Annotated in this window: 22 protein-coding genes and 1 tRNA gene; 14 read left to right on the top strand and 9 right to left on the bottom strand. The window is 66.1% G+C overall.

The genetic code is table 11. The features are described 5' to 3' along the window. The first annotated feature begins 91 nt into the window (after nucleotides 1-91). The 3 genes from H3H37_RS22570 to H3H37_RS22560 all read left to right on the top strand — a co-directional run bounded on the left by H3H37_RS22570 (nucleotide 92) and on the right by H3H37_RS22560 (nucleotide 4,350). Complete coding sequence (locus tag H3H37_RS22570; RefSeq protein ID WP_182166760.1) at nucleotides 92-1,021, top strand: histone deacetylase family protein; 930 nt, start codon at nucleotides 92-94, stop codon at nucleotides 1,019-1,021. A 52-nt stretch (nucleotides 1,022-1,073) separates the two neighbouring features. Continuing rightward, nucleotides 1,074-3,752 (top strand): bifunctional acetate--CoA ligase family protein/GNAT family N-acetyltransferase, encoded by a 2,679-nt coding sequence (locus H3H37_RS22565; RefSeq protein WP_182166758.1) that lies wholly within the window; start codon nucleotides 1,074-1,076, stop codon nucleotides 3,750-3,752. 88 nt (nucleotides 3,753-3,840) lie between these two features. Then, nucleotides 3,841-4,350 carry a hypothetical protein gene (locus H3H37_RS22560; protein ID WP_182166756.1) on the top strand — a complete coding sequence of 170 codons (510 nt, stop codon included), beginning with the start codon at nucleotides 3,841-3,843 and terminating at the stop codon, nucleotides 4,348-4,350. Nucleotides 4,351-4,568: 218 nt separating this feature from the next. Here H3H37_RS22560 and H3H37_RS26165 read toward each other — a convergent pair whose 3' ends face one another. The 6 genes from H3H37_RS26165 to H3H37_RS22530 all read right to left on the bottom strand — a co-directional run bounded on the left by H3H37_RS26165 (nucleotide 4,569) and on the right by H3H37_RS22530 (nucleotide 13,635). Then, nucleotides 4,569-7,724: a S8 family peptidase gene (locus H3H37_RS26165; protein WP_182166754.1), complete on the bottom strand. Its 3,156-nt coding sequence runs from the start codon at nucleotides 7,722-7,724 to the stop codon at nucleotides 4,569-4,571. Between the two features lie 9 nt (nucleotides 7,725-7,733). After that, nucleotides 7,734-8,489 carry an NF038120 family PEP-CTERM protein gene (locus H3H37_RS22550; protein ID WP_182166753.1) on the bottom strand — a complete coding sequence of 252 codons (756 nt, stop codon included), beginning with the start codon at nucleotides 8,487-8,489 and terminating at the stop codon, nucleotides 7,734-7,736. Between the two features lie 456 nt (nucleotides 8,490-8,945). Next, nucleotides 8,946-10,643, bottom strand: coding sequence for a methyl-accepting chemotaxis protein (locus H3H37_RS22545; RefSeq protein WP_182166752.1), 1,698 nt, complete (start codon nucleotides 10,641-10,643; stop codon nucleotides 8,946-8,948). Nucleotides 10,644-10,865: 222 nt separating this feature from the next. After that, complete coding sequence (locus tag H3H37_RS22540) at nucleotides 10,866-12,923, bottom strand: S9 family peptidase (RefSeq protein WP_182166751.1); 2,058 nt, start codon at nucleotides 12,921-12,923, stop codon at nucleotides 10,866-10,868. A gap of 210 nt (nucleotides 12,924-13,133) precedes the next feature. Beyond that, entirely contained in the window at nucleotides 13,134-13,391 is a 258-nt protein-coding gene (locus H3H37_RS22535; RefSeq protein WP_182166750.1) for a hypothetical protein, read from the bottom strand. Between the two features lie 49 nt (nucleotides 13,392-13,440). Further along, nucleotides 13,441-13,635 carry a hypothetical protein gene (locus H3H37_RS22530; RefSeq protein WP_182166749.1) on the bottom strand — a complete coding sequence of 65 codons (195 nt, stop codon included), beginning with the start codon at nucleotides 13,633-13,635 and terminating at the stop codon, nucleotides 13,441-13,443. Nucleotides 13,636-13,890: 255 nt separating this feature from the next. On the opposite strand from H3H37_RS22530, the gene H3H37_RS22525 reads away from it, so the two are divergent. The 3 genes from H3H37_RS22525 (at nucleotide 13,891) to H3H37_RS22515 (ending at nucleotide 17,130) form a co-directional block, all read left to right on the top strand. Continuing rightward, entirely contained in the window at nucleotides 13,891-14,478 is a 588-nt protein-coding gene (locus H3H37_RS22525) for a hemerythrin domain-containing protein (protein WP_229218984.1), read from the top strand. A gap of 122 nt (nucleotides 14,479-14,600) precedes the next feature. After that, a complete protein-coding gene (locus tag H3H37_RS22520; protein WP_182166748.1) occupies nucleotides 14,601-16,982 on the top strand; it encodes a S9 family peptidase in 2,382 nt (793 codons plus the stop codon). A 72-nt stretch (nucleotides 16,983-17,054) separates the two neighbouring features. Then, a tRNA-Phe gene (locus tag H3H37_RS22515) sits at nucleotides 17,055-17,130 on the top strand. A 98-nt stretch (nucleotides 17,131-17,228) separates the two neighbouring features. Here H3H37_RS22515 and H3H37_RS22510 read toward each other — a convergent pair. Further along, nucleotides 17,229-17,675 carry a hypothetical protein gene (locus H3H37_RS22510; RefSeq protein ID WP_182166747.1) on the bottom strand — a complete coding sequence of 149 codons (447 nt, stop codon included), beginning with the start codon at nucleotides 17,673-17,675 and terminating at the stop codon, nucleotides 17,229-17,231. A gap of 395 nt (nucleotides 17,676-18,070) precedes the next feature. Between H3H37_RS22510 and H3H37_RS22505 the strand changes: the two genes are divergently transcribed. The 7 genes from H3H37_RS22505 (at nucleotide 18,071) to H3H37_RS22475 (ending at nucleotide 24,047) form a co-directional block, all read left to right on the top strand. Further along, the gene (locus H3H37_RS22505) at nucleotides 18,071-18,577 is read left to right on the top strand and encodes a glycoside hydrolase family 73 protein (RefSeq protein WP_182166746.1); all 507 of its coding nucleotides are present in this window, start codon (nucleotides 18,071-18,073) and stop codon (nucleotides 18,575-18,577) included. A gap of 16 nt (nucleotides 18,578-18,593) precedes the next feature. Beyond that, nucleotides 18,594-18,959 (top strand): hypothetical protein, encoded by a 366-nt coding sequence (locus tag H3H37_RS22500; protein ID WP_182166744.1) that lies wholly within the window; start codon nucleotides 18,594-18,596, stop codon nucleotides 18,957-18,959. 330 nt (nucleotides 18,960-19,289) lie between these two features. After that, complete coding sequence (locus H3H37_RS22495) at nucleotides 19,290-20,111, top strand: formate/nitrite transporter family protein (protein ID WP_182166742.1); 822 nt, start codon at nucleotides 19,290-19,292, stop codon at nucleotides 20,109-20,111. A gap of 54 nt (nucleotides 20,112-20,165) precedes the next feature. Next, nucleotides 20,166-21,896, top strand: coding sequence for a bifunctional protein-serine/threonine kinase/phosphatase (locus H3H37_RS22490; protein WP_182166740.1), 1,731 nt, complete (start codon nucleotides 20,166-20,168; stop codon nucleotides 21,894-21,896). A gap of 87 nt (nucleotides 21,897-21,983) precedes the next feature. Then, nucleotides 21,984-22,364, top strand: coding sequence for a GFA family protein (locus H3H37_RS22485; protein ID WP_182166738.1), 381 nt, complete (start codon nucleotides 21,984-21,986; stop codon nucleotides 22,362-22,364). A gap of 175 nt (nucleotides 22,365-22,539) precedes the next feature. Beyond that, nucleotides 22,540-23,328 (top strand): SDR family NAD(P)-dependent oxidoreductase, encoded by a 789-nt coding sequence (locus H3H37_RS22480; protein ID WP_182166736.1) that lies wholly within the window; start codon nucleotides 22,540-22,542, stop codon nucleotides 23,326-23,328. Between the two features lie 74 nt (nucleotides 23,329-23,402). Further along, nucleotides 23,403-24,047 (top strand): TetR/AcrR family transcriptional regulator, encoded by a 645-nt coding sequence (locus H3H37_RS22475; RefSeq protein ID WP_182166734.1) that lies wholly within the window; start codon nucleotides 23,403-23,405, stop codon nucleotides 24,045-24,047. Nucleotides 24,048-24,059: 12 nt separating this feature from the next. Here H3H37_RS22475 and H3H37_RS22470 read toward each other — a convergent pair whose 3' ends face one another. Continuing rightward, nucleotides 24,060-24,596 (bottom strand): DUF2058 domain-containing protein, encoded by a 537-nt coding sequence (locus H3H37_RS22470; RefSeq protein ID WP_182166732.1) that lies wholly within the window; start codon nucleotides 24,594-24,596, stop codon nucleotides 24,060-24,062. An 81-nt stretch (nucleotides 24,597-24,677) separates the two neighbouring features. Further along, nucleotides 24,678-25,577, bottom strand: a complete 900-nt coding sequence (locus H3H37_RS22465) for a GNAT family N-acetyltransferase (RefSeq protein WP_182166731.1) — start codon at nucleotides 25,575-25,577, stop codon at nucleotides 24,678-24,680. Nucleotides 25,578-25,778: 201 nt separating this feature from the next. Here H3H37_RS22465 and H3H37_RS22460 point away from each other — a divergent pair, with 201 nt between their 5' ends. Then, nucleotides 25,779-26,219 carry a nuclear transport factor 2 family protein gene (locus H3H37_RS22460; RefSeq protein WP_182166729.1) on the top strand — a complete coding sequence of 147 codons (441 nt, stop codon included), beginning with the start codon at nucleotides 25,779-25,781 and terminating at the stop codon, nucleotides 26,217-26,219. The last annotated feature ends 82 nt before the right edge of the window (nucleotides 26,220-26,301 follow it).

Genomic DNA, 26,301 nt, shown 5'->3' with positions numbered 1-26,301 from the left:
CACCTCAGTACACTGAATTTTATACAATGAGTTAATCGATCACGGCGGCCCGGCGCCTTCGTGCGCCCGCAACGTAGCCCTGTTTCCCACGATGCTGCCAGCCTATATCTCGCACCCCGACTGCCTCAAACACGACATGGGCGACCAGCACCCGGAAGCCCCGGCGCGGCTGGGCGCCATCCAGGACATGCTGCTGATCAAGGGCCTGCTCGATTGCATGCAGACCTATGACGCGCCGCGCGCCACCGAGCAGCAACTGGCCCAGGCCCACTCCACGCTCTACATCCGCACGCTGGCCAGCATGGTGCCGCAGGAAGGCTCGGTGCAGGTCGATCCCGACACCAGCATGAATCCGCACAGCTACCAGGCCGCGCTGCGGGCGGCCGGCGCGGCCGTGCTGGCCGTCGACCTGGTGCTGCGCGGCGAGGCGCCTAACGCGTTCTGCAACATCCGCCCGCCCGGCCACCACGCCGAGTACGCGGCCGCCGGCGGCTTCTGCTTCTTCAACAACGCTGCCGTGGCGATCCGCCACGCGCTCAATGTGCACGGCCTGCAACGGGTGGCCCTGATCGATTTCGACGTGCACCACGGCAACGGCAGCGAAGACATCCTGCACCACGACGAGCGGGTGCTGATGTGCTCGATCTTCGAGGACAAGCTCTACCCGTACAGCGGCAACACGCCGCGCGGCCCCAACATGGTCAACGTGCCGCTGCCGGCCCGCTCCGGCGGCGAACTGCTGCGCACCAGCGTGGCCGAATTCTGGCTGCCGGCGCTGGAGCGCTTCCAACCCCAGTTGATCGTCGTGTCGGCCGGTTTCGACGGCCACCGCGACGACGACATGGGCAACCTGGGCCTGGTCGAAGCCGACTACGCCTGGATGACGCGCCAGATCATGGGCGTGGCCCGGCGCCACGCCCAGGGGCGCGTCGTGTCCTGCCTGGAGGGCGGCTATGACTTGTCGTCGCTGGCGCGCAGCGCGGCGGCCCACGTGAAAGTGCTGCTCGGCCTGGACGACTGATTCGTGCACCCGATGACCTATTCCCATCCAACGCATCCCGAACAAGAACAACATGGATACCCATTATTTAAGCCCTTTGTTTTCCCCCCAGGCCATTGTCGTGTTCGCCGGCAAGGTGGACCAGCCTGAGACCCAGACCAGCTACGGGCGCAGCATCTGCGCCCAGATCCGCGAGGGCGGCTTCACCGGCCCCGTCACCTACCTCGACGTGAACATGAGCGGCACCCTGGCCGACCTGGCCCACTCGCGCGCCGAACTGGCCCTGATCGCCCTGCCCAATGAAGAACTGGCGTTCGCGCTGGAAGTGGCGGGCCGCATCCAGTGCAAAGCGGCGCTGGTGATCTCGTCGGGCGTGGAACCGCAACTGGCCAAGGAACTGCACGCGATCGCCCGCAAGCACGACCTGCACCTGCTGGGGCCGAACTGCCTTGGCTACCAGCGCCCGCGCCTGCACCTGAACGCGGGCGTGGCCGGCAAGCTGGCGCAACCGGGCAGCCTGGCCCTGGTGTCGCAATCGGGCGCGCTCACCTCGGCCATCCTGGACTGGGCCGACAAGAACGCGGTGGGCTTTTCCACCGTCGTCTCGCTGGGCCCCAACACCTCGGTCGACCTGGCGCAGACGCTGGACTTCCTGGCCACCGACCAGGCCACGGAGAGCATCGTCATCTACATGGAAGGGGTGACCAACGCGCGCCGCTTCCTGTCGGCCCTGCGCGGCACGGCCAACACAAAGCCGGTGGTGGTGCTCAAGGCCGGCAACGCGGCCGGCGCCTCGCAGGCGGCGCTGACCCACTCGGGCAACATCCTGGCCAGCGACGACGTGTTCGACGCGGCCCTGCGCCGCACGGGCGCGGTGCGCGTGAAATCGTTCGTGCAGCTGTTCGCGGCCGCCAAGTGCCTGGCCTCGCGCTACCGGCCGGTCGGGCCGCGGCTGGCCATCGTCACCAACGGTGGCGGTCCCGGCGTGCTGGCGGCCGACTGGGTGGCGGAACTGGGCCTGCAACTGACGCCGCTGTCGCCGCCGCACGCGCAAGCCCTGATGCCACTGCTGCCGCCGCACGCCACGCTGAGCCAACTGCTGGACCTGTCGGAGGAAGCGGGGCCGGAACACTACCGCGCCGCCATCATGGCCTGCGGCCAGGACAGCCAGGTGGACGGCATCCTGGCCATCTATTCGCCCAAGCTGGCGGGCGACCACAACGCCGTGGCGCAGGCCGTGGGCGAACTGAAGGCCGCCGTCGGCAAGCCGCTGCTGACCTGCTGGATGGGCGACGAGATGGTGGGCCAGGCGCGCGAGATCATCAACCAGGCCGGTGTGGCCACTTTTCGCACGCCGGAGGCGGCGGTGGATGGCTTCTCCAACATCGCCTCGTTCTATCAGAACCAGCAGCTGCTGCACCAGACCCCGCCGCCGCTGTCGCAACTGGCCGAGCCGGACCTGGACGGCGCCCGCCTGCTGATCGAAAGCGTGCTGGCCGAACGCCGCAAGGTGTTGACGGAAATGGAATCGAAGGCGCTGCTGGCCGCCTTCCACATCCCCATCACCCAGACCATTTTGGCGCGCAACGCCAACGAGGCCATGCTGATCGCCAGCCAGCAGGGCTACCCGGTGGCGCTCAAGATCGATTCGCCCGACATCAGCCACAAGTCCGACGTGCAGGGCGTGGCCCTGAATGTGGTCAACGCGGCGGCCGTGCGCGACACCTTCGCCGACATGATGGCCACCGTGCAGCGCCTCGCCCCGGAAGCGCGCATCAACGGCGTGACGATCCAGAAGATGGCCGGCAAGCGCAATGGCCGCGAAATGTACATCGGCGTCGTCACCGACCCGCTGTTCGGGCCCGCCATCAGCTTCGGCGCGGGCGGCACCATGATAGAGCTGATCAACGACCGCGCCATCGAACTGCCGCCGCTGAACCAGTTCCTGGCCCAGCGCCTGATCGGGCGGGTGCGCTCGGCCCACACGCTCGACGAGCGGCGCGGCGCGCCGGCCGCCGACCGCGAGGCGATCGAACACATGCTGCTGCGGGTGTCGGAAATGGTGTGTGAACTGCCGCAGCTGCGCCAGATGGACATCAACCCGCTGATCGTGGACGAACACGGCGCGCTGGCGGTGGACGCGCGCATCGTGATCGACGCCGCGCCGCCGTCCGTGCACCGCTACGACCACTTGGCCATCCTGCCCTACCCGGTCAACTACACGCAGGAATGGCCGATGCGCGGCGGCGGCCAGTACACGCTGCGCCCGGTGCAGCCGGACGACGCCTCGATGCTGCAGGAATTCACGCGCGGCCTGTCCGAGAAATCGCGCTACTACCGCTTCGCCTCGTCGCTGCGCGAACTGTCGGTGCCGATGCTGGCGCGCTACACGCTGATCGACTACGACCGCGAAATGGCGCTGGTGGCCGTGCAATCGGTGCGCACGCCGGGCGAGGACGGCGAATTCATCGTCCACGACCGCATCATCGGCGTGTCGCGCTACATCGCCAACCCGGACCGCAGCAGCTGCGAATTCTCGCTGGTGGTGGACGACCGCTTCAGCGGCCAGGGCCTGGGCACGCGGCTGATGCACGCCATCATGGACGTGGCGCGCGACAAGGGGCTGACCGAGATCAATGGCCTGGTGCTGAGCAAGAACAGCGGCATGCTCAAGCTGATGGCCAGCCTGGGCTTCCAGATCCAGCCGTATGACGACGACCCCGACTTCCGGCTGTGCAGCAAAGGCTTGTAAAACGCTTGTAAGAAGCTTGCAAGACGCGCGTAACCGGCGCGCCGCGCGCTGTGCTTGCGCCGGCGCGCGCGCTGGGCGATGATGGGGCATGCGCCCCTCCCCCCACATCCTGCTCTCCCGCCTGGCCTGCGCCGTCGTGCTGACGCTGGGCGCCGCCGCCTGCGGCAGTGCGCCGCTGGCCTCTTCCTCGGCCACGTCCACGTCCACCGCCACCGCTACAGCAGCCGCACCTGCGGCAGCAGGCGCCGCGGCGCCGCCAGTATCTACCGCACCGGTCGACAGCGCCGCGCTGATGCGCCAGCTCCAGGCCGAACTGGCCGACAACGGCTGCGACAGCGAGCGCCAGTGCCACACAATCGCCATCGGCAGCAAGGCTTGCGGCGGCCCGGAAGCCTACCGCGCCTGGTCCGATCGCCACAGCGACGGCAGCCGCCTCAAGCAACTGGCGGCCCAGCACGCGGCCGCGCGCCGCGCCGAGGATCTGCGCGACCGCATGATGTCCACCTGTTCCTACGTCAGCGACCCCGGCGCCACCTGCCAGGCCGGCCACTGCGTGCTGCGCCCGCTCACCATCGACGGCCCGCCGTTGCAGCAGTAACGTCACCGGGACGCCCGGCCACCTCGAATAAGCCTCAGATCGTCGTTCCCGCGCAGGCGGGAACCCATGCTGCGCCTCTGAATACGCAGCGTATGGGTTCCCGCCTGCGCGGGAACGACGGTAATTTGCGCTTCCCTCGCAAAAAAACAAAGGCCGGGCCGCTTGCGCGGGCCCGGCCTTCGTTTTGCGGCCCGCCGAACGGCGGGCCTGGTTACTACTTATTTCGCGTTCACGTACTTGTCACGCGCGTTGTCGAACTGCGGCAGCGGGTCGTTGGTGTTCACTTCCACCACCGTCGTGCCCTGGTAAGTGCCGTTCAGCAGGTACTGCACGGCGCCCAGGTGGCGCTTGCCCAGCGCCAGGCCCGACCAGCTCATGCCCACGGAGGCGGTGCCGCCCACGGTGGCCGAACTTGGCATCAGGGCCTTGAAGTTGCCGCCCACGCTGGCTGGCGTGATCACCCACGAGTTCAGGCTGTAGTTGGCCTGGCCGCCCACGGGTGCGTAACCGACCACGCATACGTTGTAGGTGCCGGCCGCCGGCTTGATCAGCTGCACCTGCTCATTGGCGCTGCTGCCGCCACTGCTGCCCACCACGGTGCTGCCCTTGACCACCACCAGGTCCAGGTCCGAATCGCCATTGCCGGTGGTGTCGGCGTCGAACAGCGAGAAACGCGCCACCAGGGTGCCGCTCGGGACCACAACGGTGTGGACGTTGACGCCAGGCGCGCCGCCCGCCGCGCACTGGGCAGCCGTGTTGGCCGACACGTCGGCCTGGCCCACCACGCGGGGATCGAGGGTGGCCGGAATCAGGCCGCCCTTGACGCTGCCCAGGGTGCCGGCGAAGCCGGTGCCCACGGTCAGGATCTTGCTGCCGGTGGCGGCCTCGCTGGTCACGCGGCTGGCTGCGGCCAGCGCGCTGCCGCGCGCCGTCAGTGGGCTGCGCACGGTGTGCGTGCCGTCCGACCACACCAGCGAACCATAGGTCCAGGTGTCGATCGGCGCGGTGGTGCGGGTCAGCTTGACGGTGAAGCTGGCCTTGGCGCCCGCGCCCAGCGTCAGCGAGGCTGGTTGCACATCGACCGTGTAGCCGGGCAGGCTGGCCATGGCCGTGTAGGTGGCCGCGCTGTTGCCCACGTTGGTGACGGTGCGGGTCATGGTCAGCGAGCCGAGCACGTTGGCCGCCGTCAGCGAGGCCAGGTTCAGGTTGTACGGCTGGATGGTGCCCACGGCCTGGCAGGTGGCGGCCGAGTACACGCCGGCGTTCAGCCCGCACAGGAAGCGCGCGTAGTCGATCTCGGTGGCGTCATACACGAGGCCCGGGTCGGCCGCCGTCGATGGCGCGATGTGGCCGGCGCCCTGGCCCCATGGCAGCGTACCGGTGGTCTTGGCGGTGGCGTCCCATGCCATCGAGCCGTTCAGGCCGTCGGGCTTGGTGTCGTAGGCGGTCGTCATCAGGGCCGACTTGATGGCGGCCGGCGTCCAGTCCGGGTGGCGCTGCTTGAGCAGGGCTGCGATGCCGGCTACGTGCGGGGTGGCCATCGAGGTGCCGGTGTAGAACGCCCAGTCCGTCACGGGCGCCACGCCGCCGGCGGCGACAGCGTCGCGCTGGGCCTGGGTCAGGTCCGCCGTGACGGCGGCCAGGATGTCGGTGCCGGGCGCGGTCAGATCCGGTTTCAGGATGTTGGCGTTGGCCACGTTCGGGCCGCGCGAGGACGAGCCGTTCATCACCGGGGCCGGCACGTTGGGGTCGAAGAACGCGCGCAGGTCGCCCAGCGCGGCGGTGGCGGCGGCGCCGCTGGCGGCCGCGTAGTTCTTGACGATGGCGCCGTTCTCCTGCGTGATGTGGATGGTCGACAGCGTGTGCGGCTGGTTCAGCACAGTGGTCGCGCCGCCGGGCACGTTGGCGATGATCACGCCCACGGCGCCGGCCGTCTTGGCGTTGGCGCTCTTGTTGACCAGCACGTTGGCGCCGCGGTCGCACACCAGCACCTTGCCCGTCACCTTGGCCGGGTCCAGCAGCGGCGCCACGCCATCGGTGGCGCCGAAGCAGCGCAGCAGGTTGACGTCGGCCGGATCGACCCCGGCCAGGCCCGCGTCCTTGGACAGGATCATGGGCGCGCTCGGGGTCATGGCGTTGCTGGAGGCGCCGTCGACCTTGACGCCGCTGCCCAGGGTGGCCGAGGCGATGTAGGTACGGTTATGGGTCGAGTTGCCGACCGTGGTCAGCCACGGGCTGATGTGGGACACGGGTGCCGGCGGGCTGGAGGTGGGGCCCGAGTTGCCAGCCGCAGCCGACACGAACACGCCAGCGGCGGCCGCACCGAGGAAGGCCACTTCGGTCGCCTCGTTGAAGGCGCCGCCGCCGGCGTTGGGGCCGATCGAGAAGTTGATCACGTTCACGCCATCCTTGACGGCCTGGTCGATCGCGGCCACGCTGTTGGAGGTGGCGCAACCGTTCTTGCCCGTCACGCCATCGGTCCAGCAGACCTTGTAGGCGGCGATGCGGGCGCGCGGGGCCATGCCCGTCACCTTGCCCATCGGCACGCCGCCGACGCTGGCGCTCACATTGGCGTTGCCGCCGGCCGTGCTCGAGGTGTGGCTGCCGTGGCCGCCGTGGCCTTCGGTGCCGGCGACGGAGTCGCGGGCCGACAGGAATTCCGTCCAGTGCAGGGTCTGGTCGGGCGACTTGAAGTAGCGCGCGCCGATCAGCTTGTTGTTGCAGTTCTGCACGCCGAAGCCTTCGCCGGTCTGGCATTCGCCTTTCCAGCTGGCCGGCGGCGCGTCGTACACACGGGTGGCGCCGGTGTGGCTGGGGTTGCCGTTCTCGTCCACGCGGTCCGCGTAGCTGGGGTTCTCGGGCCAGATGCCGCCGTCGACGATGCCCAGGATCATGTTCTCACCGGCCGCGCCCTTGCCGCCCAGCTGGTCCCACAGGCCGCCGGCCTTGTCCAGGCCCAGGAAGGTCGGGGTGTAGCTGGTGTCGAGCTGCTGGATGGAGTCGGCCGTGATGTTGGCCACGCCGCTGTTCTTCTTCAGCGCGCGCACCTCGTCGTCGGTCAGCATGGCGGCGAAGCCGTTGAACACGACGTTGTACTTGTGGGTGATCTCGGCTGCGCTGACGGTGTTCAGCACGCTTTCCTGCTTGGTGCCCAGGTAGTTCAGGTAGTTCTGCACGTCGGCCGCGTCCACGTTCAGGCGCTGGCCGGGGGCCGGCATGGTGGCGGGCAAGCCCGTGATCTGGCCGGTGTAGGTGGCGGCCGGCTTGTCGACCAGCTGCACGATGTAGGAATGGCGGACTTCATCGGCCATGGCGGCGCCGGCCATGGCCGACAGCAGCACCAGGACGGCGGACGAGATAGGATGCAATTTCATGGCGGCTCCTCAGGCTTGCACTGGCAGGTTGGCGGCGGCGCCGTTTTGGCGGACGCGGCGGCGCGCGGCGAATGCCACACCACCGAGCCCCAGCATCAGCATGGCGTAGGCCGACGGTTCCGGCACGGCACTCACGTTCAGGTTGTCGATGGCGAACTGGGCCTGGTTGGCGGCCGGGTTGAAGCAGCTGCCATTGCCGTCGAACAGGCAGGCGCTGACGGTCAGGCCGCTCAGCGTGGCCTGGCCGAAGGCGCTGCCCAGCGGCACCGCGCCGAACACATAGTTGCCGGCGCCGTTTTGCAGCTGGAAGTCGAAGGCGCTGCGCACCGTGCCGCCGCCGGCCAGCGTGCCGGTCAGCACCAGTTGGCCGTAGGAGAAGTTGGGCAAGCCGCCCACCGGCGCCACGAACGCGTAATCGAGGCCATGCAGCGAGAACGCCGTAGCGTCCGTACGGTGGATATTCAGGCCGCCGTCATTGAGGCCCAGGTAGTACATGCTGTTGTTGCCCACCGGGCAAGCGGCCACGCTGCAGGTGTCGGGATCGGCGCCGTTGGCGATGGCGCCGGCGAAACCGCCGCCGCCCGCGATGCTGTCGAGCACCTGCATGGTGTAACCGGCTTCCGCGAACGTGTCGCCGCCAGCGAAGATGTCGGGGCCGTGGGATTCAAAATTGATGGTGTCGGCCATGGCGGGCGCGGCACCCAGCAGGGCCGCGGCGCTGACGACCACGCCAGCCAGTTGTTTCAGTGTGGGGGTAGATTTCATTTCTCTTGCCTTCTTGGTTAAGGAGCGGACATGGTCTGCATCGGACCTGCAAGGTCGCGGCGCCCTGCTTGCGCTGGATCGGGTCGCGATGCCAGCATCAAGAAATATAGCAAGAGAAACAACTTAAAGTGCAATTATCTTAACGTTGATTGTTTGAATTTATTTCTAAAAACAGAAGAAAAAATGGCATCGTGGATGAAACCAGCTTCATTGGTGGCAGCGGCGGGAAGTTGACTCTGCGATAAACTGTTGTTATTTCGCAAATTCATTGCCTGGGTGGGGCGCGGGCGCGCCGTCCAGGCCCAGCCGCGCGGACACCGACTTCCGGCAACAACCGTGCTTCAGCCGCCAACCTGCGCCTTTCCTGCCTCTATCTTCCGGCATAGTGCCCGGCCGGCGCGACGCTAAAAAAAAAGCCGGCGCGCGCGCCGGCTGGGCAGGCACGGCGGCGACCAACTAAAATATTGCCACTTCTTTCCCCGTGGAAATATCGAGCGACGGCGCACGGCGCACGGCCGGCGCCGGCCCCACGCCACTTTCCGATCCCAGCGTGAACATGTCGACCAGCCGGACCAGCGCCCCGGCCTGTCCGTCCATGCTGTCGGCCGCCGCCGACGACTGTTCCACCAGGCGGGCATTTTGCCGGGTCATGTCGTCGATGTCGGCGATGGCCCGGTTGATCTGCGCCATGCCTTCGCTCTGCTGCTGGCCGGCGCCGGCAATCTCGCCCATGAGTCTGGCCACCTGGCGGACCCTCTCCACAATATCGTCCATGGCGCTGCCGGCCTGGCGCGCCAGGCTGTCGCCCTGCTCCGCCTGACGCACGGCGTCGTCGATCAGGGCCTTGATCTGGCGTGCCGCGCCGGCACAGCGCTGGGCCAGGTTGCGCACTTCCGTGGCCACCACGGCAAAACCGCGCCCCTGGTCGCCGGCCCTGGCCGCCTCGACGGCCGCGTTCAAGGCCAGGATATTGGTCTGGAAGGCAATGCTGTCGATCACGGCCGTGATATCGACGATCTTGTCCGATCCTGCGCGGATGGCGTCCATCGTGGCCACCACGTCGCGCACCACCGCGCCGCCCTGGTGCGCGGCGCTGGAGGCCGACTCGGCCAGCGCATTGGCCTGGCGCGTATGCGTGGCGCTGGCGCGCGCGATGGCGGTCAGTTTTTCGATCGACGCCGCCGTCTGCTGCAGCGAACCGGCCTGCGCCTCGGTGCGGCGCGACAGGTCGGCATTGCCCGAGGCGATCTCGCGCGCCGCGCCGTGGATGGCGTGGCTGCCCTGCTGGATGCGGTGCACGGTGTCGCGCAAGTTGGCCTGCATCGAGTGCAGCGCGCCCAGCATGGCGGCCACTTCGTCGCCCGCGGCGGCGCCGGTATCCGCGCCCGTATCCATACTGGCGCCCGTGCCGGCCACGATCGCATGACTGAGGTCGCCCGCCGCAATGCGGTCGGCCGCCAGCGCCGCCCGCCTGACGGGCGCAGCGATCGTGCGCGTGATGAGCCAGGCTGCATAGGCGCCCATGCCCAGCGTCAGCAGGCCGATGGCGACCATGCCGCCCATGGCGTCGCGGTAGTGGACATTCAGTTCCGCATAGCCCTGCTCCATTTCCGCGCTCTGGCGGCGGGCCAGCTCGGTCAGCGTGGCCAGCCATTGTTCATGGGGCGCCGTCAATTCCGCGCGCAGGATGTTGCCCGCTTCGTAGCCGTCGCCGGCCAGCGCCAGCTTGCGCACCAGCTCGACCACCCGCATCACCGCCTGCTTCTCCGCCATCGCCCGCCGCAGCAGCGCGCGGCCGTCGCCGCTGGCGATCTGCCGCTGCGCCAGTGCTTCGGCCCGCCCGTAGCTGGCCAGGATGGCTTGCAGCGCCGTCTGGTCGCGCGGCACGGCCGCCAGTTCCGTGGGCGCGGCCAGCCGCGCCAGCACCGTGACCATGGCACGGCCTTGCTCGCGCATCTCGGTGACCGCGTTCAGGCTGACCACTTTGTCGTTCATCATGTAGTCGGTCGAGCCGTGCAACTGGGCCATGCGCCACAAGCCCATGGCTAGCAGGCCGCTGGCGAACAGCAGGACCAGGCCGAAACCCAGCGCCAGGCGGGCGCCGATCTTGATACGGACTAGGCAAGTGAGCAATTCGGTCAGCAATCGGGTCATGGGCAAACTCGGGTCGGATGGAGCGGAATCGGCCGCCGCAGCGGGCTGGAGGTCAAAGAGGCCCCATTCTGCGCGTCAAATTTCGTTGCCGATAGAGCCACTTGCCGCACGCACGCGGGACCACCTCGGCGCGGCGCACCGCCCCCCAAAATGCACACACCCCGCAGGCCGGGGGGCGTGCGGGGTGTGCTGGCGGCGCGCCGGGCGCCAGTGACTGCAGGCTTAGTGCTTCAGGTAGGTGTCGAGCCAGTCGAGCACCGTGTGGTGCCACAGCAGCGAGTTGGCCGGCTTGAGCACCCAGTGGTTCTCATCCGGGAACACCAGCAGCTTGCTGGGGATGCCGCGCCGCTGCAGTGCCGTGAACGTGCCCAGACCCTGCGCGGTGGGAATGCGGAAGTCCTGGTCGCCCTGCACCACCAGCATCGGGGTCTTCCAGTTCGCCACCAGGTTGACCGGGTTGAACTTCTCGTGGTTCTGCGGCACGTTGAAATAGCTGCCGCCGTTCTCCCATTCCGTGAACCAGATTTCCTCGGTCGAATAGGCCATGCCACGCGTGTCGAACACGCCATCGTGGTTGACGATGCAGCGGAAACCATCGGACCAGTTACCCTGGATCCAGTTCATCATGTAACCGCCGTAGGAAGCACCCAAGGCGCAGCTGCGCTGGGTATCAAGCCACGGGAAACGCTGGGCCGCCGCCGCCAGGCCCAGCTTCAGGTCCTGCAGCGGCTTGCCGCCCCAGTCGCCGCTGATGGCGTCGGTGAATTTCTGGCCATAGCCGGTCGAGCCGTGGAAGTCGATGAACACGGTGGCATAACCGGCGCCCGCGTACACCTGCGGATTCCAGCGGTAGCCCCAGGCGTTGCCGAAGCTGCCCTGCGGACCGCCATGCACGAGGAAGGCCACCGGGTATTTTGCGCCGGGCACGGCGTTCCACGGCTTGGTCACATAGCCGTACACGGTGTCGCCATTGGCGCCCTTGAACGAGAACTGCTCGTACTCGCCCATCTTGACGTCGGCCAGCGCCTGCGCGTTATTCCATGTCAGCTGCACGGCCTGGCCCGGCGCCGCGCCCAGTTTCTGCTTGTACAGCTGGGCGCCCGAGGCCAGGTCGGCGTGGGACATGACGATGGTGTCGTGGCGCACGTCGAAGCCGTGCACGGCGCCGTTGCCGCTCAGCGCGCTGACCTTGCCGCTGGCCGCGTCGATGGCGAACAGGCGGTGCTGGCCCACGTCGTCGGCCGTGGCCAGCAATTGCTTGCCGTCCGGGCTCCAGCTGTAGTCGGCGATGGAGCGGTCCCAGTCGCCGGCCACGGTGCGCTTCTTGCCGGTGGACACGTCCATCAGCACCAGGTGGAAGCGGTCGGCCTCGAAGCCGGGCCGGTCCATGGCCAGCCAGGCCAGCGTGCGGCCGTCGGGCGAGTAGATGGGTTTGGTGTCCCAGGCCGGGTTGTCGGCCGACAGGTTGCGCGGCGTGCCGCCGGCGGCCGGCACCTGGTAGACGTCGAAGTTGGTCGACCACGCTTCCGTCTTGCCGGCGATGCGGGCCGCAAATACGACGCTCTGGCCGTCCGGGCTGAAGTGGTATTCGTCATGGTCGCCGAAGGGCTTGGACGGCACGTCGCCGTCGAGCGTGCCGCTCAGGCTGACGGGCGCGGCGCTGACCTTGCCGTTCGCGTCGATGGGGGCCGCGTACAGCACGGCGTTGCGGCCGTCGCCCCAGGTGTCCCAGTGGCGCACGAACAGGCGGTCATAGACGCGGCCGCTGGCCTTGTTCTTGGCCTGCGCATCGAGCTTGGCCTTGGTGCAGGCCAGGTCGGCACAGTCGCGGAACACGGCCAGGCTGAAGGCCAGCCTGTCGCCCTGGGGCGACAGGCGGAAATTATCGACATCGACGGGGAAATCCGTCACGCGCACGGCCTCGCCGCCCGTGAGCGGCAAGCGCCACACTTGCTGCGAGCCCGAACGGGACGACAGGAAATAGATGGCGTCGCCCTTGGGCGACCATTCAGGGTCGGTGCTGCTGGCTTCGCTCTGGGTCAGGCGCTGGGGAACGGGCTTGGCGGCGCGCAAGTCCAGCATCCACAGCTGGGTGTTGCCACGGTTCTTGTCCAGGTTGGTCGTGCGCACGGTATAGACGACGCGGCTGGCGTCCGGTGCCAGCACGGGCGCGCCCACGCGCTCCATGTTGACCATATCTTCCACCGTGAAGCCGCGCGGCGCGGCCAGCGCGCTGGAGGCCGCCACGGCGGTTCCCAGCAGCAACAGACGTAATATCATGGGTTGATCTCCGACGTAAGATGGGCCGGCGGGTCGCCGGCCTTGGGTAAGCCGGCGGGTGGCCGGCGAGCCGGACATGATACCAAGTTCACCCCTGACCCGGTGGAAACCGCACACTGTCGGGGTCGTCGCAGAGATGGCAGGCAATCGACGGGCGGCCGGCGGCGACGCGGCGGCCAGGCCCGCTGGCGCACGATGGCGCCCGGTAGTTCAGCGATTGGGCAGGGCCACGCGCTTGCTATCCATCAGGTCGTGGGGATCGACCTCGCTGACGTTATTGGTGGCCGAACAATCCTTGCGCACGATGGAGGTGCCGGTGGCCGCCTCGGTATTACGGCATTTGACGACCGGCGCGGCCGGTTGGGCCGAAGCCACGGTGGTGTCGGCCGGCGCGCTGGCGCAGGCGGTCAGCAGCGCCGCGGCGGCAGCGGCCAGCGGGACAGTGAGGCGTAACGAAATCTGGATCATGTCGATTACCTTCCGTTCAAAATATTGAGGGGCACAACGAATTATCATATTAGCATTGTTGGATTATTCCGATACATTTTTTGCTCACAAAGCAGAAAAACTGACTGATGGCGGGCTGCGGCGCCGGCGCAACAGTGGCCGGGCCCGTGTCATCGTGCGCACGGGCAAGCGCGATTTTTTTTCGCGCATTGCCGCCAAAACTTGTTTTTTCCAGCATGAATCGGGCGCATAATTGTTCGCTCATGCCCCGACATTGCAAGGCGCCTCCGCCGGCTTGGCGCCCCCGCAATACGTTTTACATGCCGGCAATGCAAGCGCCAGGATGGCCAAAAAGTTCGCAGGTTTTTTTACCCTAGTTGTGCCACACAGATAGTTGTGAACAATTGTAAAGAGTCGTTGAAGGCGTGCCCGACAGCGCTAAGGTGATGTTTTTTCCACCTGGCCCGGCCCCATCAACGTATGCCTCGCAGCCGACGTCAGACGTATTCCGGGAATCGCTATGCTCACTGCCACCTATGTCCTGTTGACCCTGTCAATCGAACAGAAAAAGGAACGCCACTTCATTTCGCGCCTGCTGCAACAGGTGCGCACCATGGCCCGCAAACCGCAGGAAGTCGACCCCGTCTACCTGCAATCCCAGCTGGACGAACTGGCCCGCTTCGCCGAAGCGCGCCACCAACGCAAGGTCGAAGCCTGCCTGATGCCGGCCGTGCGCAACGCCACCGGCGACGCCGGTCCGCTGCTGGCCGACCTCGAATCACTGAGCCGGTTGGGCCACACCATGCTCGCGGCCGTGCGCAAATGCCTGCGCCGCGCCATGCGCCGCAGCGCCGTGCACAGCACCTTCCTGTGCCGCACCATCGACATGTATTGCCAGAATTTGCTGCAACGGCTGGACAAGGAGGAACGCGAACTGCTGCCGCTGGCCCAGCGCGTGATCCGCAGCGAAGAATGGTTCGAAATCGGCAGCATGTTCCTGATTCACGATGAGGCGGACGGCGCACAAGGGCGCCAGCGGCCGGCACCGGCTGTGGCCGGGCGCGCCGGCCAGCGCGGCGGCCAGCCGCAATTGATGCCGGCCAGCTGAGGCGCGGGGGCGGCGGGGCTGGCGCACGCGCCCGTGTTTCCCCGCCGACACTGTTGGGCTAGAATCGTGACCGCGTGGCGATCCCATGCCCCCGTTCACCCAACAGAATAGCGAACCCCACCATGCGTTTTGCTTTGCCTCTCGCCGCCTTGCTGGCGGCCGGCGCCGCGTCCGCGGCCGCCCCCGCCTCACCTTCCGCTCCCACCCCGATCACGCTCGACCAGGCCATGGCCAACCCCGACTGGATCGGCACGCCCGTCGAAGCGTCCTGGTGGGGTTGGGACAGCCACCGCCTGTACTTCAAACAAAAACGCAGTGGCTCGCCGCTGCGCGACATCTGGCAAGCGGGCGCGGGCACGCCCGCCATCGTCAACGACCAGCACCTGGCCGGCGTCGACAGCCCGGCCATGGTGTACAACCGCGACCACACACGCGCCCTCGTGCTGCGCAACGGCGACCTGTTCGAGCGCGACCTCAAGACGGGCACGCTGACCCAGATCGTGCGCGGCAGCATCCCCGCCGCCGCGCCCCAGTACGCGGCCGACGGCGCCCATGTGCAATTCCGCATCGGCCAGGACTGGTACAGCTGGAGCCGCGCCGAGCGCCTGGTGACGCCCGTGGCCCAGCTGCGCACCAGCAAGGACCCGGACGCCAAACCGGAGCCGGACGCCCTGCGCGAACTGCAGCTGCGCCTGCTGACCACGCTGGCGCGCCAGAAACAGGAGCGCGAACAGCAACACGAACAGGACCAGGCCCGGCGCCGCGCCGACGCCACCCGCGCCCCGCTGCCCGTCTACCTCGGCGACAAGGTCGACATCAGCGGCAGCGCGCTGTCGCCCGATGGCCGCTACCTGCTGGTGGTGACCACGCCCCGCGACGGCGCCAAAGCCCCGCGCGACAAGATGGCCCGCTTCGTGACGGAATCGGGCTTCGAGGAAGCCGTGGACCAGCGCCAGCGCGTGGCCCACGACGGCCCCGTGCCGCAAACGCTCAAGCTGATCGACCTGGCCACGCGCAGCGTGCGCGACCTGCCCTACGACAGCCTGCCCGGCATCGTCACCGATCCGCTGGCCGAACTGCGCGCGGCGCAGAAACTGCCTGCGCTGAAAGGCAACCGCCCCGTGCGCGTGGACCCGGACGATGGCGTGCTGCAATGGAGCGCCGACGGCAGCCGGGCCGCCGTGATGGTGCGCGCCATCGACAACAAGGACCGCTGGATCGCCACCGTCGACCTGGCCCGCGCCACGCTGGCCAGCGTGCACCGGCTGACGGACCCGGCCTGGATCAACTACCGCGGCAACCACTTCGGCTGGCTGCCCGACAACAGCACGCTGTGGTATCAATCGGAGGAAAGCGGCTATTCGCACCTGTACACCTTGCCCGCCGGCGGCCAGCCGCGCGCCCTCACCAGCGGCGCCTGGGAAGCGAGCCAGCCGGAATGGTCGGCCGATGGCAGCCAGGTCTATTTCATCTGCAACCCCAAGCTGCCGGGCACGTATGAAGTGTGCGCCACCTCCATCAAGGATGGCGCGCTGCGCATCCTGACCACGCTCGGTGGCGTGGAAAACTTCGCCCTGTCGCCGGACGGCCGCAAAGTGCTGCTGCGCTACTCGGCCAGCTACCTGCCGCCGCAACTGGCCACCGTGCCGGCCACGGGCGGCGCGCCCACCGTGCTCACGGACACCCGCACGGCCGAATTCAAAGCCCGTAACTGGATCGCGCCGCAACTGGTGGCCGTGCCGTCCACCCACGGCACCGCGCCGATCTGGGCCAAGCTGTACCGTCCGGCCCAGCTGGAATCGGGCAAGCGCTACCCCATCGTCATGTTCGTGCACGGCGCCGGCTACCTGCAGAACGTCAGCCAGCGCTACCCGAACTATTTCCGCGAGCAGATGTTCCACAACCTGCTGGTGGAAAAGGGCTACATCGTGCTGGACATGGACTACCGCGCCTCGGAGGGCTACGGCCGCGCCTGGCGCACGGCCATCTACCGCCAGATGGGCCATCCGGAACTGGAAGACTACCTGGACGGTGTGCAATGGCTGGTGGCGCAGCACCAGGGCGACGCCGGCAAGGTCGGCATCTACGGCGGCAGCTACGGCGGCTTCATGACCTTCATGGCCCTGCTGCGCGCGCCCGACGTGTTCAAGGCCGGCGCCGCACTGCGCCCCGTAACGGACTGGACCAGCTACGAGCACGACTACACGTCCAACATCCTCAACACGCCGGAGCTGGACCCGCAGGCGTACAAGATCTCCTCCCCGATCGAATACGCGGACCAGTTGCGCGGCCACCTGCTGATCGCCCACGGCATGGTGGACGACAATGTGTTCTACCAGGATTCCGTGCGCATGGCCCAGCGCCTGATCGAACTCAAGAAGGACAACTGGGAGCTGGCCAGCTATCCGATGGAGCGGCACGGCTTCGTGCAGCCGGAAAGCTGGTACGACGAGTACCGTCGCATCTACCAGCTGTTCGAGCGCACGCTGAAACAAGCACCGTGACGGGGATGTGGCGCCTTCGAAAAATTCACCCTTGACGGCGCCCCACACCCGCCTGCTATAATTGCGGCCCTTGGCCTGGTAGCTCAGTTGGTAGAGCAGAGGACTGAAAATCCTTGTGTCGGTGGTTCGATTCCGCCCCGGGCCACCAAGAATAAGAAATGAAAACGCCACCTTCAAGTGGCGTTTTTTGTTTCTCAGGCTAAGAGTTGTCGGATTCGATCCAATTCCTAGGCACTGCTTGTACGATCAGCATCCTTGCCGGGCTCCTCCTGACATCTGCAAACCGCTTGATATCGCATCAAGTGCGAAGACAGGAAATAAACCAATCCAAAGTGTCAATGCCAGAATTAATGATTGAATGATGGCAAGCCAAAACTGCACCCGCAGGGGATATTTCAGATTGCCCGAGATGGCAATCGCGGTAGTGAACACGATGCCAAGAGCATACTCCCAAAAAAATATCAGATTCGCAAGAGAAGCGCAGCTCGGCTTAAACAGGATATAGGCTAGGACGGGGCCGACAAGCATTGCCACGCCACAGAGGCGCACAGGCTTTGTAAGCGGACGCAACTGAACGCCCAAGTTGCGAGTGACAAATAGGTAGGTGGCTACAGCCAGACCAACTAATGCTAAAGGAACCACAAACACATAGGGACTGGAATAAAAAAACACAAAGGAATAAAAAGGATCCATGGCCTATGCGGAACAAGAGTAATTGGGGTATCAGGTTTTCCAGTCCAGCCTGACCGATCAACACTACAGAAGAGCAGCCGGCCGCAGCTTGATTCCCGTCATTTTTTGGCGCGGTGTGACGATTACGCCGTCCCAGAGCTTGATCCTGAACAGGCATCAGGGTCAGAGGCATCAGCATCAGTATCAGGGCATCAGGGTCAGTGCCGACATTCAGACAAATTCCCCCCAGAATCATCCCTTCAACCGAAACGCGCAGATTAATTAAATCTCGAATCAAAGCCCGTGTCCGAATGTCGGCGCATTCCTCCTGCTTAGCTCCTGAGCACAGTCAATAACGACTTTTCAATGCTATGTAACGTTAGGGCTGCTCGCGTCAACTTGAAAGGAGATCGCTCATGTCTCATCACGGCCATGCACCCGTTCGAACCGGAACACACAAGCATCAACCCAAGCAGCAACCGGCTCACGTCGTCCACTTTGTTAGACTGCACGCCAGCGACGCAAAGATTGTCTCTGCCAATATGGGCATACCGATCGCAGTGATACTTGCCCAGTCTGCGCTCGAAAGCGATTGGGGCAGATCAGTCAAAGGCAACGCATACTTTGGCATTAAGGGCAAATCCCCATCCGGCAACTCGACAACTTTTTCAACGCACGAAGTCACCCTGTCCGGCAAACGAATAAGCGAGACCGACGAATTTCGTGCCTACGCCGACTATGCTGAAGCGGCGGCCGACTACGTATCTTTGATACGACGCAAGTACCCGACCGCCCTGGCATACCGTGACGAACCAGAGAAATTTGCCGAAATTGTCGCAAGGGGAGGCTATGCCACCGATCCGTTGTACGCGAAAAAATTGAAATCCATTATTCATACGCACATCGCGCCACTGCTCAATTAGTAAGGCTAAGTAAGTCATGAAGCTTCTTCCATCCTGCTTAGCCACCTTGCTGCTTGTTTCGTCGGCTGCCGCATTCTCGGAGCCAGTAAAGACCAGAGAAGAAGCCGCGCAGCTCGCGATACATGCGATCCGCAAATTTGATCTGACGACATTGAAGGACGAGTGTGTTGCGATCGCCGTGATCGAGAAACCGTCATACTTCGAAATTGTCGTGCGCGAACGTCACACGCGAGACTGCGGCGGCACTCCGGAAACTGGGCCGCGCCTGTTTAACATCCGAGTAAAAAAACAGGATGGTCGACTAACAAGCGACGTCTACGACGGAATAAGCTATATGCCCGTCGATCACCAGCCTGGACAGAAGAAGCAAGCCGGCCCCTGATCAGAACAGAACGTCCCTTGTTCCGAAAATCCCGGTATCTGAATTTCGATTCCGTCCCGCGCCAACAAAAACATCCATCAACAAGCGCTGATCCATACCGATCGGCGCGCACCGGTCAGGCGGCCCCCGCACCAGAACAAGGCATCCATCGCCACCATGGTGCGCGTTGCACCTTTGCGCGCCAACACGATGCACGGCCGCACCAGCGCGGCGCCCCGCTTCGCCCTCCCTGCCACAAGGCCCGACTCTTGCTTAGTGATCGATAGCAGGGATTTCAGCACCTCGGAATACTTGATCAATTACACAATAATTCTAGGATAGGGAAACAACATGGCATACCTGGCACCTTCAGAGTTCGTCACCAAAATGGTCGATGCGGGCGAATCCAAACTGTATATGGCCACCCGTGACGCGCTGATCCGCGCCTACATGGCCGGCGCCATCCTGGCGTTGTCGGCCGTGTTCGCCGTTCACTGCTCGGTGCAGACCGGCGTGCCACTGATCGGCGCAATCCTGTTCCCGGTCGGCTTCTGCATGTTGTACCTGCTGGGCTTTGACCTGCTGACGGGCGTCCTGGTCCTCACGCCGCTGGCCTTGCTCGACAAGCGCCCCGGCGTCACCTTGCCCGCCGTGCTCAAGCACTGGGGCGTGGTCTTCGTCGGCAATTTCCTCGGCGCGCTGACGGTCGCCGTACTGATGGCCATCGTGTTCACCAACGGCTTCCAGACCGAGCCGAGCAAGGTCGGCATGACCATCGCCGGCATCGGCGAGGCGCGCACGCTGGGCTACGCCAAGTTCGGCGCCTACGGCATGCTGACGCTGTTCGTGCGCGGCATGCTGTGCAACTGGATGGTGTCCACCGGCGTGGTCGGCGCCATGATCTCCACCTCCGTCAGCGGCAAGGTGATCGCCATGTGGATGCCCATCATGCTGTTCTTCGCGATGGCGTTCGAGCACTCGGTGGTCAACATGTTCCTGTTCCCGTCGGCCATGCTGATGGGCGGGCATTTCTCCATCCTCGACTACCTGATCTGGAACGAGATCCCCACCGTGCTGGGCAACTTGGTGGGCGGCCTGTCGTTCACCGGCCTCACCCTGTACACTACCCACGTCAAAACCTTGCCCAAGCGCGCGCTCAAGAAGGCGGCCTAAGTTCGCACGGGCGCCGCGGGCCGGCCGCCTGGCCGCCCGCGCGCCTGACTTTCCATGTCCAAGCAGCTCACCATCTCCACCGGCCAGTACTCCTGCAAGGGACGCAAGGACGTCAACCAGGATTTCCACGGCATCTATCTGGCCAGCGGCGCGCAACTGGGCCACAAGGGCATCGCCATCGCGCTGGCCGACGGCATCAGCGGAAGCGACGTCAGCCAGGTGGCCAGCCAGTTCGCCGTGACCGGTTTCCTGGAAGACTACTACTGCACGTCCGACGCGTGGAGCGTCAAGACCTCGGCCGAACGGGTGCTGGCGGCCACCAATTCCTGGCTCTACGCGCAAACCCAGCAGGGACGCGGCCGCTACGACAAGGACCAGGGCTATGTGTGCACGCTGAGCACCATGGTCATCAAGTCGGCCACGGCGCACCTGTTCCACGTCGGCGACACCCGCATCTACCGCCTGCATGGCGCCACGCTGGAACAGCTGACCGTCGACCACCGCATCCAGGTTTCGCCCGGCCAGAGCTACCTGGCCCGCGCGCTGGGCGTGGACGGCCAGCTCGACATCGATTACCGCACCGTGCCCATCGAAACGGGCGACCTGTTCGTGCTGGCCACCGACGGCGTCTATGAATACACGGACGGCGCCGCGATCGCCGCCGCCATCGCCGCCACGCCGCAGCAACTGGACCTGGCGGCGCAAGCCATCGTCGAGGAAGCCTACCGGCGCGGAAGTCCGGACAACCTGACCGTGCAACTGGTGCGCATCGACGCGCTGCCCAGCCCGGAAGTCAACGAGCTGGTGCGGCAATATGCCAGCCTGCCCTTCCCGCCTTTGCTCGAAGCCGGACAGATTTTCGACGGCTACCAGATCGTGCGCGAATTGCACGGCAGCAGCCGCAGCCACATCTATCTGGCGCACGACCCGCACAGCGGGCAGAAGCTGGTCATCAAAGCGCCTTCGGTCGACCTGCGGGACGACCCCGCCTATCTCGAACGCTTCCTGATGGAGGAATGGGTGGCGCGCCGCATCCACAGCCCGCACGTGCTCAAGCCGGTCGTGCACGAGCGCCCGCGCAACTACCTGTACCTGCTGACGGAATTCATCGAGGGCCAGACCCTGGCGCAATGGCTGCGCGACCATCCGCGCCCCGGCCTGCCGGCGGTGCGCGCCATCGCCGGCCAGGTGGCGAAGGGCTTGCGCGCCCTGCACCGGCTGGACATGGTGCACCAGGACCTGCGCCCGGACAACATCATGATCGACGGCGCCGGGATGGTGACGATCATCGATCTGGGCGCCGCCAGCGTGGCCGGCATCTGCGAGCGCGGCGATCCCATCGAACAGGCCGCCCCGCCCGGCGCGCTGCAATGCATGGCGCCCGAATATTTCCTCGGTGAAGATGGCAGTGCGCGCTCGGACATTTATGCGCTGGGCGTGCTGGTCTACCAGATGCTGACGGGCACGCTGCCCTACGGCGTCGCCGTACCCCAGGCCCGCACCCGCGCGGCCCAGCGCAAACTGCGCTACGAACCGGCGCAGCTCCACAACCGCGACGTCCCGCCATGGGTGGACGAAGCCATCAGGAAGACCGTGCACGTGGACCCGCTGCGGCGCTACGACGACGTGGCCGAATTCCTGTATGACCTGGAGCAACCGAACCGGGCCTTCCTTGAGCGCAAACGCCCGCCACTGATCGAGCGCCATCCGCTGGCGTTCTGGAAAGGGGTGTCGTTCATGCTGGCGTTCGCATTGCTACTGAGCCTGGCCTTCAGGGGACACTGACGCGCGCACCATGCAGTTCTGATAACATTGGGCATCGCACCAAGCTGTCATCAGGCCATACATCAAGCCACAACGGGAGAAGCATGCATGCGTGATCCACAATTCCTGCACGGAAGCTGCCTGTGCGGCGGCGTCGTCTACCGGGCCGCGCTGCCCGTGCGCGACGCCAGCCATTGCTACTGCACCATGTGCCAGAAGCAGCATGGCGCCGCCTCGGGCTCCTATGCCAACGTCGGCAGTGCCGGCTTCGCGTTCGAACGCGGCGCCGACCTGGTGACGGAATACGCCTCATCCGACCATGGCCGGCGCGGCTTCTGCCGCGTGTGCGGCTCCACCCTGTTCTGGCGCAGCACGCAGGCGCCCGACCGCATCGCCATCACCCTGGGCACGCTGGAACCCGCATATGACGGCCCCGTCGAGCGTGAGCTGCATACGGACAGCAAGCCGGCCTGGCTGCCGACACGCTGAGACCACCGGCACCCTCCCCGCCAACCTTCCCATCGCGACGGGCGCACGCCGCGCCCGCCGCAATCCATCCCTCGCATTATTAGTGCAATCACTCTAAGCGGTCGGTTGACAAATGACCGCCGGTCATTAAACTAGCCATATTATGACCTTCAGTCATTTAATGAGGAGTTTGACGATGAAACAGGATCTGGCAGGACAATGGGCGCTCGTGACGGGCGCGTCGAGCGGCTTTGGCGTCGATTTCGCGCGCCAGTTGGCCGCGCGCGGCGCCAAGCTGGTGCTGGTGGCGCGGCGCGCCGAACCGATGCAGGCGCTGGCCCGTGAACTGGCCGGCCAGTACGGCACCGTGAGCGAAGTGGAAAGCGCGGACCTGTCCCAGTCGGGCGCGGCGCACGCGCTCAAGGCCACGCTGGACGCGCGCGGCATCCACATCGACATCCTGATCAACAACGCCGGCTACGGCCTGTGGGGCCCGTTCCTGGAGCAGCCACTGGACCGCACGCTGGATATGATGCAGCTGAACATGGTGACGCTGACGGAGCTGACCCACGCCTTCGCGGCCGACATGGCGCAGCGCGGACGCGGCAAGATCCTGCTGGTGTCGTCCATCGGCGCCTACCAGGCCACCCCGACCTATGCGGCCTACGCGGCCACCAAGGCCTACGTGCTGCTGTTCGGCGAAGCCCTGCACGAGGAATTGAAAACCAAGGGCGTGACGGTAACCGTGCTCTCGCCCGGCATTTCGGCCACCAGCTTCCTGGCCGTGTCCGGCCAGCGGGCCACGCTGTACCAACGCTTGCTGATGATGCAGAGCGCGGCCGTGGTGCGGATCGGTCTGCGCGCGCTCGACCGGGGCCGCGCCTCCATCGTGCCGGGCTGGCTGAACGCCCTCACCGCCTTCGGCAACCGCTTCATGCCGCGCATGGTGCAGCGCCGGGTCGCCTATCAGCTCATGAAAAACTGAGGCGTAACCGGGGACGAACTGCGGCGCAGTCGATTCGTTGTAGAATCCCGTGCCATTCAACACCAAGGAAACCCATGGGACGCCCCGTCCTGACCGAGCAAGACCGGGAGCAGCGCCGCCGCGTGCTGCTCGATGCCGCCCACCGGCTTTACCGCGAGCGCAACACCCTGCCGCCGGTGGCCGACATCGCCAGCGCGGCCGGCCTGGCCAAGGGCACGGTGTACCTGTATTTCCGGACCAAGGAAGAAATCTTCGTCGCCCTGCTGGAGGACAGTTTCGCGCAGCTGTTCACGGCGCTGGCGCCGCTGCTGACGGCGCTGGACATGGACCAGCCCGGCGCGGCGGCCCGCTTCGCGCGCGCCTACACGCAACTGGTGCGCGACAGCGGCGACCTGCTGCAACTGGCCGCGCTCGGCAACACCGTGCTGGAAAAGAACCTGCCGCTGGAAGCCATGCAACGCTTCAAGCTGAACCTGGCGCAGGGCATGACGCAAGCCGGCGCCCTGCTGGAGCAAGGCACGCGCGCCCGCGCACCGGGCTGGGGCGCCACCCTGCTGCTGCAAACCTATGGGCTGACCCTGGGCCTGTGGCAGGCGCTGGATTTTCCCGACGCGCTGCGCGCGCTACTCCAGCAACCGGCGTTGCGGGTGCTGGAGCGGGACTTTCATGCGGAACTGGAAGCGGCCGTCGAACGGCTGTGGTCAGCCGCCTTCAACTGATCCGCGCCGGCGTTACCACATCAGGTCGTCAGGGATCTGGAAAGCGGCGTAGGGATCGTCCTCATCCACTTGCGTGCTGCTCTTGTTGACGCGCACCACCATGGACGCGTCGCGCTCGGCGATCTTGTCGGCAATCACACGCGGCACCAGTTCCACCGTATCGCCCAGGCAGACGATCACCAGCCGCCCCGCCACCAGGTGCTCGCGCACCTCGGCCGACACGTAGATGCGCTCGATTTTGGTCCCGTGCGTGAAGTTGTAGGCGATATCGCCCTTGCCCTTGTTCTGGCGGTTCTTCTGCACCATCTGCACGATCTGGGCGTGGATCGCCTTCTGCGTTGCGGCCTCGTCGCGCTGCGCGTTCATCTCGCGCGCACGCTCGGCGTTCTTGCGCTGGATGTCGAGCGCGGCCACGCGCGCCTCGTCCACGCTCTGCGTGCCCGTGCGGCGCTCCTCCTTCTTCTGCTTGCTCTTGTCCTGATTGACCTTCTTCACCTTGTTCTTGTCGACCAGGCCGGCCTTTAACAACTGCTCTTGCAGGGAAACCATGCTTACCACTCCGTAAATGGGAACCGGCGGCCGGAACTGACCGCCGGCCGCCGCAAAGGCGATAGCATAGCAAACCCCGCGCTAGCCGAGCTCGAACGTCGTGATGCCGTACTGGCGCCCCATGTCCATCGTCGGCTGGCCCTTGGTGTACATGCGCGCCGTTTCGAAGCAGGGCCGCAACTGGTGGCGGGCGGCCAGCGACATGGCGGCCGGGTTGGCCTCGGGCACGTCGAGATACACGGGCACGCCCGGCGTCACCTGGCCCAGCAGGTTGAGGAACAAGGTCTCGGCCTGCACGGCCGTGTCGGCGAACAGGGGACCGATCTTGTAGCCGGTGCGGCAGGGCCGCAGTACGGCGAACGCGGCCACGTCCAATTCGCCCGGTGCGCCCGGTGCGCCCGGTGCGTCCGGTGCGCCCGCCTTGCCCTGGGCGCGCGGGATGCCGACGGCGATGCAGTCCGGCTGCGTGATCCAGCACTGGAGGAAGCGGCTGCGCTGGTCCGGGAAGCAGCCGCGGTCGTAACGGTGCACGGCATCGACCGCCAGCGACGCCAGCGGCACGGCGTCATTGTCCACGCCGGGCCGGCCATAGGCCTCGTAGCGGATGTTGCGGTGGGCCAGGTGGAAGCCGGACTTGGCGTAATTGCCCTGCTGGGCCACCACCCCGTCCAGGCCCACGTTGCGGCCCGCCAACCGCGCCATGCCGGCCCGCCACAGCGCCATGCCGTGTCCGCGTCCGCGCCACGCGGGCCGCATGATGTAGCCGCCAATGAAGCCGAAGCCGGTGCCGTATTGAATCGCGAAAATGCTGGCGACCGGTTCGCCGTCCACCACGCCCAGCAGGAAACCGCCCGGATCGGCCGCGTGGAAGCAGGCGGCGTCATTGAGGCCGGGATTCCAGCCTTCATCGGCTGCCCAGCCCAGTACGGTGTCCAGTTCCTGCACCTGCATGGGGCGGATCAGCATGGGTTCGGACGTCATCCTGCGCTCTCCTGGTCTGCGTCGCTCATGGCCACACTGTAGGCCAATTCGCGGCCCGGCGCCATTGCCGCACGCCATCACCCAAGCCCGCTGCCGCCCACCTTGACATTGTCCTCCGGCGCATTAGGCTGAGTTGATCGGACGCTCCCGACACGACCATCCGCGACTGGCGCGGGGCGGACGATGATCAGGAGAAACGCCATGAATGCACAAGAAAACAAGCAACTGGTGATGCACGGCTATCAGCTGTTCCAGAGCGGCGACATCCGCAAGCTGATGGAGCTGTATCACGACGATGCGGAATGGATCAGCCCCGATTCCGAGTACACGCCCTATGCCGGCAGCTACCACGGCAAGCAAGGCATAGGCCAGTTCTTCGCCAAACTGGACGCCTCGGTCCAGACCGTCTACTTCCAGGCGCGCCAGTTCATCGCCGAGGGCGACACGGTGGTCGTCACCGGCGACGCCACCTGGATCGCCAAGCCCACCGGCCGCCGCTTTGACAACCCCTGGGTCCACGTGTTCACCATGCGGGACGGCAAAGTGTCCCGCTTCCGCGCCTACCACGACACGGCGCCCGGCGACCGCGCCTTCCATCCCGAACTGGCAAGCACCACGACCAGCATGCCGCTGCACCACTGACGGCGGCACCGGCGGCACCGCCCGCAGTGGCGGGCGCCGGCGGGCGGCGCGCGCCCGCGCGGCGTCCCGCCGCGCACCGCAC

Origin of the sequence: Rugamonas brunnea (assembly GCF_014042345.1) — a bacterium.
Lineage (GTDB): Bacteria > Pseudomonadota > Gammaproteobacteria > Burkholderiales > Burkholderiaceae_D > Rugamonas > Rugamonas brunnea.
This window is presented reverse-complemented; position numbering and strand designations above follow the sequence as displayed.